This is a genomic window from Bacillus sp. GW821-FHT11D08, from assembly GCF_058808515.1.
Genome location: NZ_JBXARS010000003.1, coordinates 50,030 through 63,726 on the forward strand (window position 1 = coordinate 50,030; position 13,697 = coordinate 63,726).

The 13,697-nt window shown below is 45.5% G+C and carries 16 protein-coding genes and 1 riboswitch; of the genes, 7 read left to right on the plus strand and 9 right to left on the minus strand.

Going from position 1 to position 13,697, the window contains the following annotated elements:
- Positions 1–20 precede the first annotated feature (20 nt).
- On the plus strand, positions 21–416 hold the full coding sequence (locus AC1RRX_RS07085) for an SA1362 family protein (RefSeq protein WP_007408340.1): 396 nt from the start codon (positions 21–23) through the stop codon (positions 414–416).
- On the opposite strand, the gene AC1RRX_RS07090 is transcribed toward AC1RRX_RS07085, so the two are convergent.
- The 3 genes from AC1RRX_RS07090 to AC1RRX_RS07100 all read right to left on the minus strand — a co-directional run bounded on the left by AC1RRX_RS07090 (position 413) and on the right by AC1RRX_RS07100 (position 2,767).
- Entirely contained in the window at positions 413–1,288 is an 876-nt protein-coding gene (locus tag AC1RRX_RS07090) for a patatin-like phospholipase family protein (RefSeq protein WP_032870606.1), read from the minus strand. The two genes, AC1RRX_RS07085 and AC1RRX_RS07090, sit on opposite strands and share 4 nt — an antisense overlap.
- Before the next feature lie 114 nt (positions 1,289–1,402).
- Positions 1,403–1,831 carry a transcriptional regulator MntR gene (mntR, locus tag AC1RRX_RS07095; protein WP_007408338.1) on the minus strand — a complete coding sequence of 143 codons (429 nt, stop codon included), beginning with the start codon at positions 1,829–1,831 and terminating at the stop codon, positions 1,403–1,405.
- A 99-nt stretch (positions 1,832–1,930) separates the two neighbouring features.
- The gene (locus tag AC1RRX_RS07100; protein ID WP_003153114.1) at positions 1,931–2,767 is read right to left on the minus strand and encodes a lipoate--protein ligase family protein; all 837 of its coding nucleotides are present in this window, start codon (positions 2,765–2,767) and stop codon (positions 1,931–1,933) included.
- A 193-nt stretch (positions 2,768–2,960) separates the two neighbouring features.
- Here AC1RRX_RS07100 and AC1RRX_RS07105 point away from each other — a divergent pair, with 193 nt between their 5' ends.
- Entirely contained in the window at positions 2,961–3,341 is a 381-nt protein-coding gene (locus AC1RRX_RS07105; RefSeq protein WP_007408335.1) for a rhodanese-like domain-containing protein, read from the plus strand.
- A gap of 52 nt (positions 3,342–3,393) precedes the next feature.
- Here the strand turns inward: AC1RRX_RS07105 and gcvPB are convergent, their stop codons facing one another.
- Genes gcvPB through gcvT form a run of 3 tightly spaced genes read right to left on the minus strand, consistent with a single transcriptional unit; the run spans position 3,394 to position 7,323 of the window.
- Positions 3,394–4,869 (minus strand): aminomethyl-transferring glycine dehydrogenase subunit GcvPB, encoded by a 1,476-nt coding sequence (gene gcvPB, locus AC1RRX_RS07110; RefSeq protein WP_144464129.1) that lies wholly within the window; start codon positions 4,867–4,869, stop codon positions 3,394–3,396.
- Entirely contained in the window at positions 4,862–6,208 is a 1,347-nt protein-coding gene (gcvPA, locus tag AC1RRX_RS07115) for an aminomethyl-transferring glycine dehydrogenase subunit GcvPA (protein ID WP_105937525.1), read from the minus strand. Before gcvPA ends, gcvPB begins: the two co-directional genes overlap by 8 nt.
- A 14-nt stretch (positions 6,209–6,222) precedes the next feature.
- Positions 6,223–7,323 carry a glycine cleavage system aminomethyltransferase GcvT gene (gcvT, locus tag AC1RRX_RS07120; RefSeq protein WP_144464131.1) on the minus strand — a complete coding sequence of 367 codons (1,101 nt, stop codon included), beginning with the start codon at positions 7,321–7,323 and terminating at the stop codon, positions 6,223–6,225.
- 178 nt (positions 7,324–7,501) lie between these two features.
- Positions 7,502–7,602: riboswitch (glycine riboswitch) on the minus strand.
- 144 nt (positions 7,603–7,746) lie between these two features.
- Here gcvT and AC1RRX_RS07125 point away from each other — a divergent pair.
- From AC1RRX_RS07125 to sinR, 4 genes are all read left to right on the plus strand, one after another.
- On the plus strand, positions 7,747–9,417 hold the full coding sequence (locus AC1RRX_RS07125; protein WP_007408331.1) for a DEAD/DEAH box helicase: 1,671 nt from the start codon (positions 7,747–7,749) through the stop codon (positions 9,415–9,417).
- A 21-nt stretch (positions 9,418–9,438) separates the two neighbouring features.
- Positions 9,439–10,233 carry a YqhG family protein gene (locus tag AC1RRX_RS07130; protein WP_144464133.1) on the plus strand — a complete coding sequence of 265 codons (795 nt, stop codon included), beginning with the start codon at positions 9,439–9,441 and terminating at the stop codon, positions 10,231–10,233.
- 176 nt (positions 10,234–10,409) lie between these two features.
- Positions 10,410–10,583 (plus strand): anti-repressor SinI, encoded by a 174-nt coding sequence (gene sinI / locus AC1RRX_RS07135; protein WP_003153105.1) that lies wholly within the window; start codon positions 10,410–10,412, stop codon positions 10,581–10,583.
- Between the two features lie 33 nt (positions 10,584–10,616).
- Positions 10,617–10,952 carry a transcriptional regulator SinR gene (gene sinR, locus AC1RRX_RS07140; RefSeq protein ID WP_003153104.1) on the plus strand — a complete coding sequence of 112 codons (336 nt, stop codon included), beginning with the start codon at positions 10,617–10,619 and terminating at the stop codon, positions 10,950–10,952.
- A 47-nt stretch (positions 10,953–10,999) separates the two neighbouring features.
- Here sinR and tasA read toward each other — a convergent pair whose 3' ends face one another.
- The 3 genes from tasA to tapA all read right to left on the minus strand — a co-directional run bounded on the left by tasA (position 11,000) and on the right by tapA (position 13,077).
- A complete protein-coding gene (gene tasA, locus AC1RRX_RS07145) occupies positions 11,000–11,785 on the minus strand; it encodes a biofilm matrix protein TasA (protein WP_007408329.1) in 786 nt (261 codons plus the stop codon).
- A 64-nt stretch (positions 11,786–11,849) separates the two neighbouring features.
- The gene (gene sipW / locus AC1RRX_RS07150) at positions 11,850–12,434 is read right to left on the minus strand and encodes a signal peptidase I SipW (RefSeq protein WP_007408328.1); all 585 of its coding nucleotides are present in this window, start codon (positions 12,432–12,434) and stop codon (positions 11,850–11,852) included.
- Positions 12,406–13,077 (minus strand): amyloid fiber anchoring/assembly protein TapA, encoded by a 672-nt coding sequence (tapA, locus tag AC1RRX_RS07155; protein ID WP_020954230.1) that lies wholly within the window; start codon positions 13,075–13,077, stop codon positions 12,406–12,408. The genes sipW and tapA overlap by 29 nt, the downstream gene beginning before the upstream one ends.
- Positions 13,078–13,335: 258 nt before the next feature.
- Here tapA and AC1RRX_RS07160 point away from each other — a divergent pair, with 258 nt between their 5' ends.
- The gene (locus tag AC1RRX_RS07160) at positions 13,336–13,665 is read left to right on the plus strand and encodes a DUF3889 domain-containing protein (protein ID WP_020954231.1); all 330 of its coding nucleotides are present in this window, start codon (positions 13,336–13,338) and stop codon (positions 13,663–13,665) included.
- The last annotated feature ends 32 nt before the right edge of the window (positions 13,666–13,697 follow it).

Consider the following 13,697-nt stretch of genomic DNA (forward strand, 5'->3'; position numbering starts at 1 on the left):
TATTTTGGAGGTGGGCAGTTATGAATCATCGTGTACAACCTTTTTTTGCTGTATTGATAGCGCTTGGCGCATTCGGTTTCATTTATGCGGCGGTAACCAACCCCGGGCAGATGATTTCAAGAGCGATCACCGTTATTATCGCAGGCATCATAATTTATTTTATCGTGAGGACGGTCCTGAACCGCCGCACCGGCCGTGACGGAACCGCTTTCAGAAAAGCGGCCAGACAATCGCGGCTCCGAATGAAGGAGCAAAAAGCGAAGCACCGCGCCGGACACAGAGGCCGGGTCAGCCATTTGCGGAGCGTGCCGAGCAGCAGCAGACCGAAGCCGATGATTCTTAAGAAAAAAAGCCAGACCCAGCTTACCGTCATAGAAGGCAAAAAGAATAAAAAGAAAAACAGAGCGCTTTTTTAATAGCTCCATTGCTTCAAAAATTGCTCTGTTCTGCTTTTTCCTAGCTCAATGAGAGCTAGTTTTTTTTGCGGTGTGAGATGAAACTCCGTCGCCATCACATGTTCCACCGGAATAAAAATAATATTCTGTTCGTACTTTGTCGCGATATGCCTGGCATCATGAGCGTCTTTCATCGTTTCAAACAAAGCCCCGAACAGCTCAAAAGCGTTGCGGATTGATTTTTTCGGGCGCTCTTTTTCGTTTGGCGAAAGCGAAATTCCGATGACCGGCCGTTTGCGTTCTTTTGAATACAGCCAAATCGGGAAATTGCTTAACACGCCGCCGTCAACAACCGTTGAGCTTCCTTTTTCTGTCTTCAGTTTTATCGGTTCAAAAAAATAAGGAATGCTGCAGCTCATTCTGACGGCTCTGGCAACCGGGAACATCTCCGGATTTAATCCGTAGCGGGGAAGATCGTCAGGAAGCACGATCATCGTTCCGTTCGTCAGATCTGAAGCGATGAGACGGAGCGAGCCTTTTTTCAAATCGCCGAACGCGATGATGCCCTTCGCTTTTAATTTATCCGCAATCCATTTTTCCAGCATATCGCCTCTGTATAGTCCGAGGCGCCAATATATCGACACCCACCGCAGGATTTTCAGCGGGAGGAATGAGTATCTCTGATCAAGCAATTGCCTTCCGTCCACCTCATCTATGATGGAATGAACCTCTCTGCTCGTATAGCCCGCAGCGATAAATGCGGCAATAATTGCGCCGGCGCTTGTTCCGGCGAGCCTTTCAAAGCGAAAGCCCTTTTCTTCCAGCGCTTCATAAGCGCCGGCAAGCGCCACCCCTTTTATCCCCCCGCCCGAAAATACGCCGTCAATCTGCATAGCGCGCCCTCTCCCTTCCATCTCAAGGTGTATTATTATTTTAAGAAACGGCTGGGCGAAATAGACCAAAGAATGAAGACATTAAAAAAAGGGCGCCCCATTTCGGGCTGCCCTTTATTCACCGGGATTTTCGGTTTTTTTCTGTACGGATTTCAATTCTTTTTTCCGGCTTTCGTCATCTTCAAAATACTGAACGAGGTCGCCGATGCGGTCAATGCTGTTCCAGCTCAGATGATGTTCGATTCCTTCAACATCATTGTAAATCTTCTCTTCATCAACACCAATGATTCTTAAAAACTGCTCAAGCAATTCGTGTCTGTATACGAGCCGTTTGCCGATCTTTTTGCCTTTTGACGTCAATACGAGCCCGCGATATTTTTCATAAATCAAATACTCGTCTTTATCTAGTTTTTGAACCATTTTCGTTACAGAGGAGGGGTGGACTGCCAAAGCTTCCGCGATATCAGAAACCCGTGCATATCCTTTTTCTTCTATCAGCATATAAATCTGTTCAATATAATCTTCCATACTTGGTGTTGTCATAAGTAACCCTCCCAAAAAGCACCTTAACTTTATAAACCATTACAAGTTTACACTAACGGTCATGAAAAAACAAGGATGCTTCCGGTCTGTCAAGCCTTATCAGCGCTTATAATTCCATTCATCAGACGCGTATTTCGTCTCAGCCAGCTCATTGACAAATGCAAGCTCTTCAGACGTGAGTGTGTAAGGCTCAAGATGAATGTTCAGCCCTTCCTCAAAACCGGCTTTAAAAGCGATTCTGGCCTCATCCATCGTTACCCGTTTCGGCGCTAAGGCGTTGATGGCTACCGCCTTGTTTTTGAAATTCCGCTGCATGCGCTCACGGACTCTGTCGCTCGGATATAAAAACAGATCAAACAGCTTATCCTCATCAATGTCAAGCAGGATGGAACCGTGCTGAAGAATGACGCCTTTTTGGCGTGTCTGTGCGCTTCCGGCAACTTTCCGTCCTTCGACGACCAGTTCATACCACGAAGGCGCATCAAAGCAGACGGACGAGCGCGGATTTTTCAAGCTTTCTTTTTCTTTCTCCGTTCGCGGAATCGCAAAGCAGGCATCAAGTCCAAGGTTTCTGAATCCCTGCAGAATACCTTCTGAAATCACCCGGTACGCCTCTGTCACCGTGGCCGGCATTTCCGGGTGATCCTCTGAAACGATTACGCTGTATGTCAATTCTTTATCATGCAGAACACCCCGTCCGCCTGTCGGTCTTCTGACAAACCCGAGGCCGTGTTTATGTACTGCGTCAAAGTTAATTTCCTTCTTAATATTTTGAAAATACCCGACAGACAAAGTTGCCGGATTCCAGCCGTAAAAACGGATCACCGGTGGAATTTTTTTTTGGCTGTGCCAATATAAAAGCGCTTCATCCAGCGCCATGTTAAATGCCGGGCTTTCGTTCCCTGAGTCAATAAACCGCCATGTTTCTTTTTCCATACACTGAACCCTTCTTTATCGTTTTAATAAAATCAGTTTAACAAACTGCCTTGAAAATGAAAAATATTTCGTTTCATTAAGGATGACAATCGCTTCATGCTTTACTATAATAGTATTTGTCCCAAAACGTCCGGTAAGCCTTGTTTTCAGGAAGCAGGGTTTTGATTTTATAAGTTAAAGGAGTAGAATCGCATTGTCTAATATGATTGCTTTAATTATTGTTGCGGCGTTTATCGTTTATATGATCGTGTCGTATTTTTACCAGCAGCGTTTAATGAAAACACTTACGGAAGAGGAATTCCGCGCGGGCTACAGAAAAGCGCAGCTGATTGACGTCCGTGAACCGAATGAATTTGAAGGCGGCCATATTCTCGGCGCGCGCAACATTCCGCTGTCACAGCTGAAACAGCGCAAAAGTGAAATCCGTCCTGATAAACCCGTTTATCTGTACTGCCAAAACAATGTCCGCAGCGGACGCGCGGCACAGACGCTCCGCAAACACGGCTGTAAAGATATTTACAACCTGAAAGGCGGATTTAAAAAATGGGGCGGAAAAATTAAAGCAAAAAACTAATCATAAAAAAGAGCTTCCGTATAAAACGGACAGCTCTTTTTTTTACACCGTGTCAGCGGATGCCGTCAAGTGTACGTTCGTATTTTAAAACGGGCTTTCTTGCCGCCTTGGTTTCATCCATTCTTTTGACAACTGTTGTATGCGGCGCTTCCTGAACGATTTCAGGCGATTCCTCCGCTTCCCGCGCAATTTGAATCATGGCATCTATAAACGCATCTAGCGTTTCCTTTGATTCCGTTTCCGTCGGTTCGACCATGATGCTTTCTTCAACATTGAGAGGAAAATACACAGTCGGCGGATGATAGCCGAAATCCAAAAGCCGTTTGGCAATATCAAGCGTTCGTACGCCGAGCTTTTTCTGCCTTCTTCCCGATAACACAAATTCATGCTTGCAATGACGGTCATACGGGAGATCATAATAAGGCGCGAGTCTTCTCATCATATAATTTGCATTTAAAACCGCGTTTTCGGTCACAGCTTTTAAGCCGTCAGGCCCCATGGAACGGATATACGTGTAGGCTCTGACATTAATGCCGAAGTTGCCGTAATAAGGTTTTACGCGCCCGATCGACTGCGGCCGGTCATAGTCAAAAGTCAAACGGCCCTCTTTTTTCGTGAGTACGGGTTTCGGCAGATACGGAATGAATTCTTTTTTCACTCCGACCGGACCTGAGCCCGGTCCTCCCCCGCCGTGCGGCCCGGTAAATGTTTTATGCAGATTAAGGTGAACGACGTCAAATCCCATATCTCCCGGTCTTGCTTTACTTAAAACGGCATTTAAATTCGCTCCGTCATAATAAAGCTTTCCGCCGGCCTGATGGACGATTTCAGCCATTTCCGTAATGTTTTCCTCAAATAATCCAAGGGTGTTCGGATTCGTCAGCATCAGCGCCGCTGTTTCTTCGTTTACCGCTCTTTTCAAATCTTCAATGTCAACCAGCCCGTGCTCATTTGACTTGACGGTAATCGTTTCAAAACCGGCGACCGTGGCGGATGCCGGATTCGTACCGTGGGCTGAATCAGGGACAATCACCTTCGTCCGTCCGAAGTCTCCCCGCGCTTCGTGATAGGCGCGGATCATCATCAGGCCGGTCCATTCGCCGTGAGCGCCCGCCGCAGGCTGCAGCGTCACCTCGTCCATGCCCGTAATCTCCTCCAAGTGTCCGCTTAAATCGTATAAAAGCTCAAGCGCCCCCTGAACCGTGTCCTCGTCCTGAAGCGGATGAATAGCGGAAAAACCTGCGATCCGGGCAATTTTTTCATTTAATTTCGGATTGTATTTCATCGTACAGGAGCCGAGCGGATAAAAGCCTGAATCAACTCCGTGGTTCCTCTTAGAAAGAGCGGTATAATGCCGCATAATATCGAGCTCTGATACTTCCGGCAGCTTTGCGTCTTCATCGCGGATATAGTCACCGGGAAGAAGGCTTCCAAGCTCTGTTTCCGGCACATCAAGCTCCGGAAGGCTGTAACCGATACGCCCTTCGCGGGACATTTCAAAAATAAGCGCCTGATCTTGATTATTCATGTTGATCCCCCAATCCCGCAATAAGCGAATCGATCTCTTCTTTTGTTCTCAGCTCTGTGACGGCAATGAGCATATGCTGATTCAGTTCCGGATACGCAAGGCCTAAATCATATCCGCCGATGATGCCGTCTTGCAGGAGCCGCCGGTTTGCTTCCTTGACGGGAAGATTCAGCCTGACGGCAAATTCATTAAATATCGGGCCGTCAAATGCTACGTGCAAGCCGGCTTTTTCCGCTTGGCGTCTCGCGTAATCAGCTTTCAATATATTTTGGCGGGCCATGTCTTTGACGCCGTTTTTTCCGAGCGCCGTCATCGCGACTGAAGCCGCTAAAGCATTCAGCGCCTGATTTGAACAAATGTTAGACGTGGCTTTGTCTCTTCTGATATGCTGCTCGCGCGCCTGAAGAGTGAGAACAAAACCTCTTCGCCCGTTTTCATCCTCCGTTTGGCCGACAAGCCGACCCGGCACCTTTCTCATCAGTTTTTTCGTTACTGCAAAATAGCCGCAGTGCGGGCCGCCGAACGCCGCAGGTATGCCGAAAGGCTGCGCGTCCCCGACGACGATATCAGCTCCGTATGCCCCGGGCGGTCTCAAAATACCGAGCGCGAGCGGGTTTGAAGAAACAATCAGCTGGCTGTTTCCTTTATGTGCGAGCGGCTCAATGTCCTTTAACGGCTCGATTTGTCCGAAGAAGTTCGGATACTGGACGATCACGGCGGCCGTTTCATCACAAACGGCATGTTCCAATGCTTCAAGATCTGTGACGCCGTTTTTCGCGGGCACCTCTACAACCTCAATATATTGGCCCTTTGCGTATGTTTTCAAAACATCCCGCGATTCCGGATGAACGGCTGCGGAAATAACGATTTTTTTCTTTTTCGTATGTCCCGACGCAAGCATCGCCGCTTCCGCCAGCGCCGTTCCCCCGTCGTACATAGAGGAGTTTGCGATATCCATTCCCGTTAATTCACAGATCATCGTTTGAAATTCAAAAATCGCCTGCAGCTCTCCTTGTGAGATTTCAGGCTGGTAAGGCGTATATGCCGTGTAAAACTCTGATCGGGATATCACATGATCGACGATAACCGGCTGGTAGTGATCGTACACTCCTGCGCCTAGAAAAGATGCATATGTAACAGCGTCTTTATTTTTCGCCGCAAGCTTCGTCAGCTCTCTCGTCAGCTCAGTTTCTGACTTTGCTTGTTTAATGCGGTAGTCTTTTTGAAACCGTACATTTTCCGGAATATCGGCAAACAGTTCATCAATTGTTTCTGCGCCGATGGCTTTCAGCATTTCTTTTTTATCCTGTTCTGTCGCGGGCAAATATCGATGCTTCATATGACTCTCCTTTTTCAGCTCTGTTTTGGACGTTTATAAAACGGTGTGCGGACAATCTTCGCTTTTACCGTTTTTTTACGGATTTCCACTTCTACTTCCGTTCCGACTTCACTGAATTCCGTTTTGATTAAGGCAAGGCCGATATTTTTCTTTAAAGTCGGAGATTGCGTGCCTGTCGTGATTTCACCGATCGGAACACCGTCTTTTTTCACGGCGTACCCGTGTCTCGGAATCCCTTTTTCAATCATCTCAAGTCCGACCAGCTTTCGCGGGGCTCCTTTTTCTTTCTGTTCGCGCAATACAGACTTCCCGAAAAAATCGGAATCTTTCTTGTGTTTCACGGCAAATCTGATTCCGGCTTCAATCGGTGTAATATCTTTCGTCAATTCCTGACCGTATAAAGCAAGCTTCGCTTCAAATCTCAGCGTATCACGGGCGCCGAGGCCGCACGGAACGAGGCCTTCATGCTCTCCCGCTGCAAGTATCTCCTTAAATAGATGAACCGCATCTTCATTGCGGCAATATAACTCAAATCCGTCTTCACCGGTATAGCCTGTTCTTGAAAGCAGGACTTGTCGTCCGGCAACGTCCGCCTCGTCAATAAATGTAAACGGCTTTAAGGAGGACAAAGCACATTCAGTCAGCTTCGTAAGAACCGACTGAGCATTCGGCCCCTGAACAGCAAGCAGTGAAATCCCGTCAGACTGATTCGTCAGCGTGACATCGCCTTCCGCATGTTCCGTCAGCCAGGCGATGTCCTTTTCAATATTAGACGCGTTAATCACGAGCAGATAGCAGCTCTCGCTTTTCTGATAGATCAGCAAGTCATCCACCGTACCGCCGTCAGGATAACACATGGCGGTATAAAGCGCGTTTCCCGGCTTTAAATCGGCAACGTCATTTGTCATCATTTTTTGGAGAAAAGACAGGGCGTCTTTACCGGATACTTCAACTTCCCCCATATGGGACACATCAAACAGGCCCGCTTTTGTGCGGACGGCTTCATGCTCCTCTTTAATAGAAGAAAATTGAACCGGCAGCTCCCATCCTCCAAAATCAATCGTTTTTCCGCCGTATTCTTTATACACGTCATAAAGCGGTGTTCGTTTCAGCATCATCTTCCCCCTTCAGTCATTGGCGCATTGTAAAAACATATAAAAAAGGACAGAGAAACACCTCATGAAAATGAAGGTTTCTCTGTCCCGGCACCTGAAAGTTTACTTTATGAACATATCATAAAGACGTCCCCTTTGGTGGCCTGCTTCTTCTAAGTGCAGACACTCTCCAGAGTTGCGTCGAGCAAGAGTTCTTTTGCCTGAGAGATTCACTCCGCAGTTTGCTCCTTCGGCGCCCGGACGCCCATCTTTCGTCCGAGTCTCTCCCCTTGCTGTCATTCGCTCATATTTACCAATTTTATGGACATACTAAAGCAATATCTTTTAGTGAAATCATTACTTATATCCTACCACCCTCATTTACGTCCGGCAACAAAAATTATGATAAATCAGTTTTTTAAAAGAAAGGCGGTTTTGTTACATATGACAGCAGAGATCATATTTGATGCAAACTGGCCGGGAGAGTTTTCTGAGCGGCTGAAAACGGACGGTCCCTGGTCAAATTGGGAGATGTACAAACTGTCGGCTGAAGTCCAGCAGACCCTTGCCATTCCTGAATTTGAAGGATTGAGGGCTCCTTTATACCTGCCCGATTTCACTCCGCTTCCCCATCAGCTTGAGGTCGCGCAGAAAGTCGTTGAAAAAATGAACGGCAAGGCGATTTTGGCTGATGAAGTGGGGCTCGGAAAAACGGTGGAAGCGGGCCTGATTTTAAAAGAATATATGATTCGCGGGCTGGCCAAAAAAATCCTGATTCTTGTGCCGGCATCACTCGTTTCCCAGTGGGTGAAAGAGCTTCAGGAGAAGTTTTTAATACCCGCTGTTGAACAGAAGAAAAGCTATGTGTGGGAACAGTGCGATATCGTCGTTTCTTCTATTGATACGGCCAAACGCTCGCCTCACAAAGACATTGTCCTTTCTATTCCGTATGATCTCGTCATTATTGACGAGGCGCACAAGCTCAAAAACAGCAAAACGAAAAATTATGAATTTGCGAGAAGTCTTGTGAAGAAATACTGCCTGCTTTTGACGGCAACGCCGATTCAAAACCGGATCGAAGAAATCTTCAATTTAGTGTCACTGTTAAAGCCCGGCCATTTAGGAAACGAAAGCGGATTTCAAGAAACCTTCAATCAGAAGGACGGGATTGACGCTCATGAGCATTTGAAAGAACTCGTCAATAAGGTGATGATCCGCAACACGCGGAGCGACACCGGCCTTACATGGACGAAGCGCCACGTGGAAACAGTGCCGATCACCTTTTCACCGACGGAACAGGCGCTTTACGATGACATCGTCGCACTGAAAAACGGCACGGAAAAGCCCGCAAGCGCATTTTCCATTATGACGCTGCAAAGAGAATGCTGTTCAAGCAGGGAAGCCGTGTATATGACGCTCAAAAAAATGCTTGACCAAAAAGACAAACAAGCGCCCGCATTCGATGATCAGACGATCGCTAATTTAATGGACCGCATCAATCAAGTCACGCAAAACTCAAAAGCGATTCAAGTTGTTGACTTGATCCAAAAGATTAATGATAAAGTCATTATTTTTACTGAATACAGGGCGACACAGATTTACCTGCAATGGTTCCTTCAGCAGAACGGCATAAGCTCCGTTCCGTTCAGAGGCGGATTTAAACGCGGAAAAAAAGACTGGATGAAGGATCTCTTCCGCGGCAAAGTGCAGGTGCTGATCGCTACAGAAGCCGGAGGCGAAGGGATCAACCTGCAATTCTGCAACCATATTATCAATTATGACCTCCCGTGGAACCCGATGCGGCTTGAACAAAGAATCGGAAGGATTCACAGACTCGGTCAGGAAAGAGATGTTCATATCTACAATATGGCGACAAAACATACGGTGGAAGAGCATATCTTAAAACTTCTGTATGACAAAATTCATTTATTTGAAAATGTCGTCGGAGAATTAGATGACATCTTAACAAAAATCAAAGTGAGCAATTTTGAAGACCATTTGCATGATATTTTATGCCATTCGCTGACAGAGGAAGAAATGAGAATCAAAATGGACAATCTCACCTCTTTTCTGTCGTACGGTACGGAAAAGCCCGCCAGAAAAAAAGGATCTTAATCTAAAAGGAGGAAGCGCGACATGAGACAGCAGGAGGTTCACGAATTTTTACTGCGCTTTTTTGAAGCGAACCACTGTCCGATTACAGAACACGGGCCGGGTTTTATGACGGTTCAGTTGACGGTCGAGATGGACAAACAAATTATGAACCGCCCGTTTTATTGGCATTGGCGTGAAAAAACGGGCGGCGAACCGAACCCGATGAAGATCACGTTCATCACTGATAAAGAAACGACTCCGGAGGATATGGACGGCGAATTTATTTACTTTGGAGCCCCGCGCCTCTTTCAAATCTTTCAAGCAGTTAAACAAAATGGGAGATTTACAAGAATATATGAGAAAATTGTATCAGCCGGAGCCAGAGTGCCGCTTCAGCCCTGGCTTGGATTAAATGTAGTGATTTCATACCAATCCGACATGAAAAAAGACAGACTTTTGTCTTTAGGCCTGCATCTTGTATCTGGAACAATTATAGAAGGGTTTCAGCAGAAGCTTGCACCGCTTCCGCTGACCTCGCAAATATCAGACTATTGCTTTACCATATCGCCGATGATTAAGCCGGAAAGCGGAATTAAAAGAATGGAGCATTACTTAAAAGACGCTGCCGCCAAAGAGCCGTCAGACTGGGCTGACAGCGCGATCGCCAGATGGAAAAAGGACCTCTGTCTGCTCGATCAGTTTTATGAGCAGACAGAGGAAAAACCTGAGGAATACCATTTGGAAAAACAAGCGCTGAAAGCCTTATATCAGCCGAACATTCACATTCAGATTGAAAACGGCGGTTTATTTTTCCTGCAAAGTAATTTTTCTGGATAAGCGTTATCCATTCGACACCTTTCCCGTTTTTTCTGGAAATTCTATATTATAATAAAAGTATATAGAAAAAATTTCTGGCGTTTCGCATGCGATGAATCACTTCCAGACATGTAAAGATAAGGTCATGGGCGGATTGGCTGAAATACATAAACAAGTATTTTAGGAGGAGAAAATGCATGAAAAATGCAAAAATGGAATTTTCGCAATTAGATAAGGAATGGGTTGAGCTGATATTAGAAGCCCAAAAAGCAAATATCAGCCTAGAAGAAATACGCAAATACCTGCTTTCGCATAAAAAGTCTTCTCAACATATCCAGGCAGCCAGAAGTCATACCGTAAATCCTTTCTGAATGTGCTATAATATCACAAGGAAGGTGATGACATTGATTGGCCAGCGTATTAAACAATACCGAAAAGAAAAAGGCTACTCACTATCAGAACTAGCTGAAAAAGCTGGGGTAGCGAAGTCTTATTTAAGCTCAATAGAACGAAATTTACAGACGAACCCCTCCATTCAATTTCTCGAAAAAGTCTCCGCTGTTCTGGACGTCTCGGTTCATACTTTACTTGATGAAAAACATGAAACCGAATACGATGGTCAATTAGATAGTGAATGGGAGAAATTAGTTCGCGATGCGATGACATCCGGGGTATCAAAAAAACAATTTCGTGAATTTTTAGATTATCAAAAATGGAGAAAAGCGCAAAAAGAGGAGTAGTGCCGCCATATGTGCACAACTCCTCTTTTAACTGTCCGACTTTCGGATTAGTTTTTATCCTCACTGTGAGCCTTTTCATTTTCCTTGACGTAACCGTCTTTATCCGTATGATCTTTCGTAATGGTCAAGCCGTTCCATTGCGTTGCTTCAAAAGAGAATTGAAGAGAAATCGCATTGCCTTGGAACTTGTTTTGCACACTTAATCCGTCCGCAGTTTTTGCGGTGTCATTTTTAAATTGGATTTCCATTCTCACCTGGTCATAATCAGCAGGCGTTTTCGGAACTCCGTCGTACTCAGGAGCTGTTTTGCCGTTAATGGTTGCTACATTGACTTTTCCGCTCTCACTCAGGAATTTCGGATCAATGTGCTTGCTGATCGCTTCGGCAGCTGCTTTATCCTGTTTTGTTGACATTAAGTATAAGTCTTTCAGGCTGGCCGCCTTCAAAATGATATTTTTAGGATAGCCGTTGCCCCCTTCTTTACCGACTGTCAGAACCGTAATTTCAAACTGGCTGAGGAAATCCTCCGCAGATTCATTTCCTTTCTTTGCTCCTTTAAAGTCAGTAAAATTCAAAGCCATCAGCACTTCTTTAATGGCAAGTGAACCGTTGTTTCTGAATTCAAAATCTTTCGTCAATTTATCACCTGGTTTTAAGTTTGACAAATTGACATTGGCTGATTGTTCTTTAGCCGATAAATCAAGTGTTCCTGACGCAAATGTAGCGTCTGTCGACTTCACATCATTAAATGCGGCCCATGTGCCTCCTCCTACTAATGCTAAACCGAGTGCGGCTGAGGCAACGCCCAAGCTTAATTTCTTTTTCATACCCATGTCTGTACTCTCCCCTTACTTTTTATTTTTGTTATCAAATCCTGTCGCCAGGTTGCAACCGTATTCATGTAGAGATGGTTCCCTTTTTCGCATGTTCTTCCAGCGCTTTCGTTTTCCGCTCAATATCGCGGAGGGCGCTGACAATGACTGTTATTGAGTAAATCAAAAGCATGACGCCGGGAACGATTAACAGAATCGCCGTTCCGATCGGCTGGCTGGCCAAATGTATGACATATCCGGCATACGGAAGCTGATATCCCGTATACTGGGCCGCCACTTTTTCAGCTTGAACGGGTGCGGCATCCGGGGCGGCATTATGGTCCCCTTTTGTCTCAAACAGCAGGCTCCCGTCCTTTTTTGTGATCCCGATTATTCTGTGTGTGACGGCTGTTCCGTCATCTTGGGTAAAGGTGATCACATCCCCTTTTTTTAAGTCATTCACGTCAGAAATTTTCTTTACCGCTATGAGCGAACCCGTCTTAAATTCCGGGTCCATTGAACCCGACAGCACGGATTTCAGCGTATAGCCGAAGATGGCCGGCTCACCCCCGGAAGCCCGGGTCGAAATCACCGTTAACGTCAGCACAATAATCAAGCTGAAGATGACGGCATACAAAATATTACTGATCAGTTTCAGCGTTTTTTTCATGTTCTTCCCCGCTTTCTTTTACCGGCTCAGCCGGCTCTTTCTCCGTTTTCTTTAGATCGGAAACGGTCGCCTGTTCCCGGCATTTGACGAGTTTCATCGGTTTTGACCACTCAAATTTTTCTTCGTCCGCCGGATACCCTTCAGGCTTGTAAACCTTGAATGCGTATATGCCCGGCTGCAAAGACCGCTTTGACTCAATTTTATAAATCGTTTTGCTTTTTTTATCAGTAATAAGCCCTTTATCCACAACATTGCCGTTTCGTAAAGGCTGCTGCTGAGAAGCAATTTTATGGAGCTCCCATTTCCAGTCAGAAACAGTCCGCTCTTTTCCCTTATTCTCCAGCTCGGCATAGAGCTGAAGCGGCGCACACACGGTGCCTGACGTATCAGTTTGATTTGTTATATGTAAATCACTTTGATCCCAGCGTTCGTCATAACGGCAATCGTCATCCGTATATTGAAAATCTCCGCACGTTTGAACCTGGAGACTGAAGCTTTTCACATCATTGAAGGAGGAACTTGTATCACCTGTGAACTGAGCACATATCGTCACGGACAGGCAAAAAATGAACGAAAGCCGTAAAAATAGCATCATCCGCCATCTCACCTTGCCCTTTTTTTCCATTCGCAACAATCGGAACATGCCTTACCCCCTGTAAAACTGTTAATAAATATGACAACCGTTCTCTTTAAAGAACTGTATGAACAAAGTATAATCAAGGATTATCGTCTTGAAAAATGTCAAAATCGGTCAAATTGTTCGTTTTTGAGAATGGTATCTTTTAAAAACAGCGTTTTGCTTCAAATTACACACCTTTTTGGAATTTTTTCTAATAAAACGTGAGAAAATAACGAGGTGCCTAGAACAAAATGGAAAGTATATACAGCGAAAGGACGAAGAATGATGATCAAACAAAGTCTGATTTGCCTTTCTCTTCTTGTTTTCGGGGTTTCAGGAACAGCTCAGGCGGAAACGGTGCCTTATTATGCTGTTCACCATAAATCAAAATGGGAAAAGTTAGCAGAAAAGGAAGCTAAAAAAAGATATCCGCTCGCCCAAACGTTATTTATTCAAAAGGTGTGGGATCGGAAAAGAACGGACGAAGCAGTCAAGCAATACCACTTGACATTGCGGGATGGCGAAAAAGAATTTGGCGTGTTTGTTACGATTTCTTTTAATCCCTACAGCCAAAAGGTAAATAAAATTGCCGTCATTGAGGAATACCAATAAGGCCCTCCTGTATCAGGAGGACCTTTCGTGTG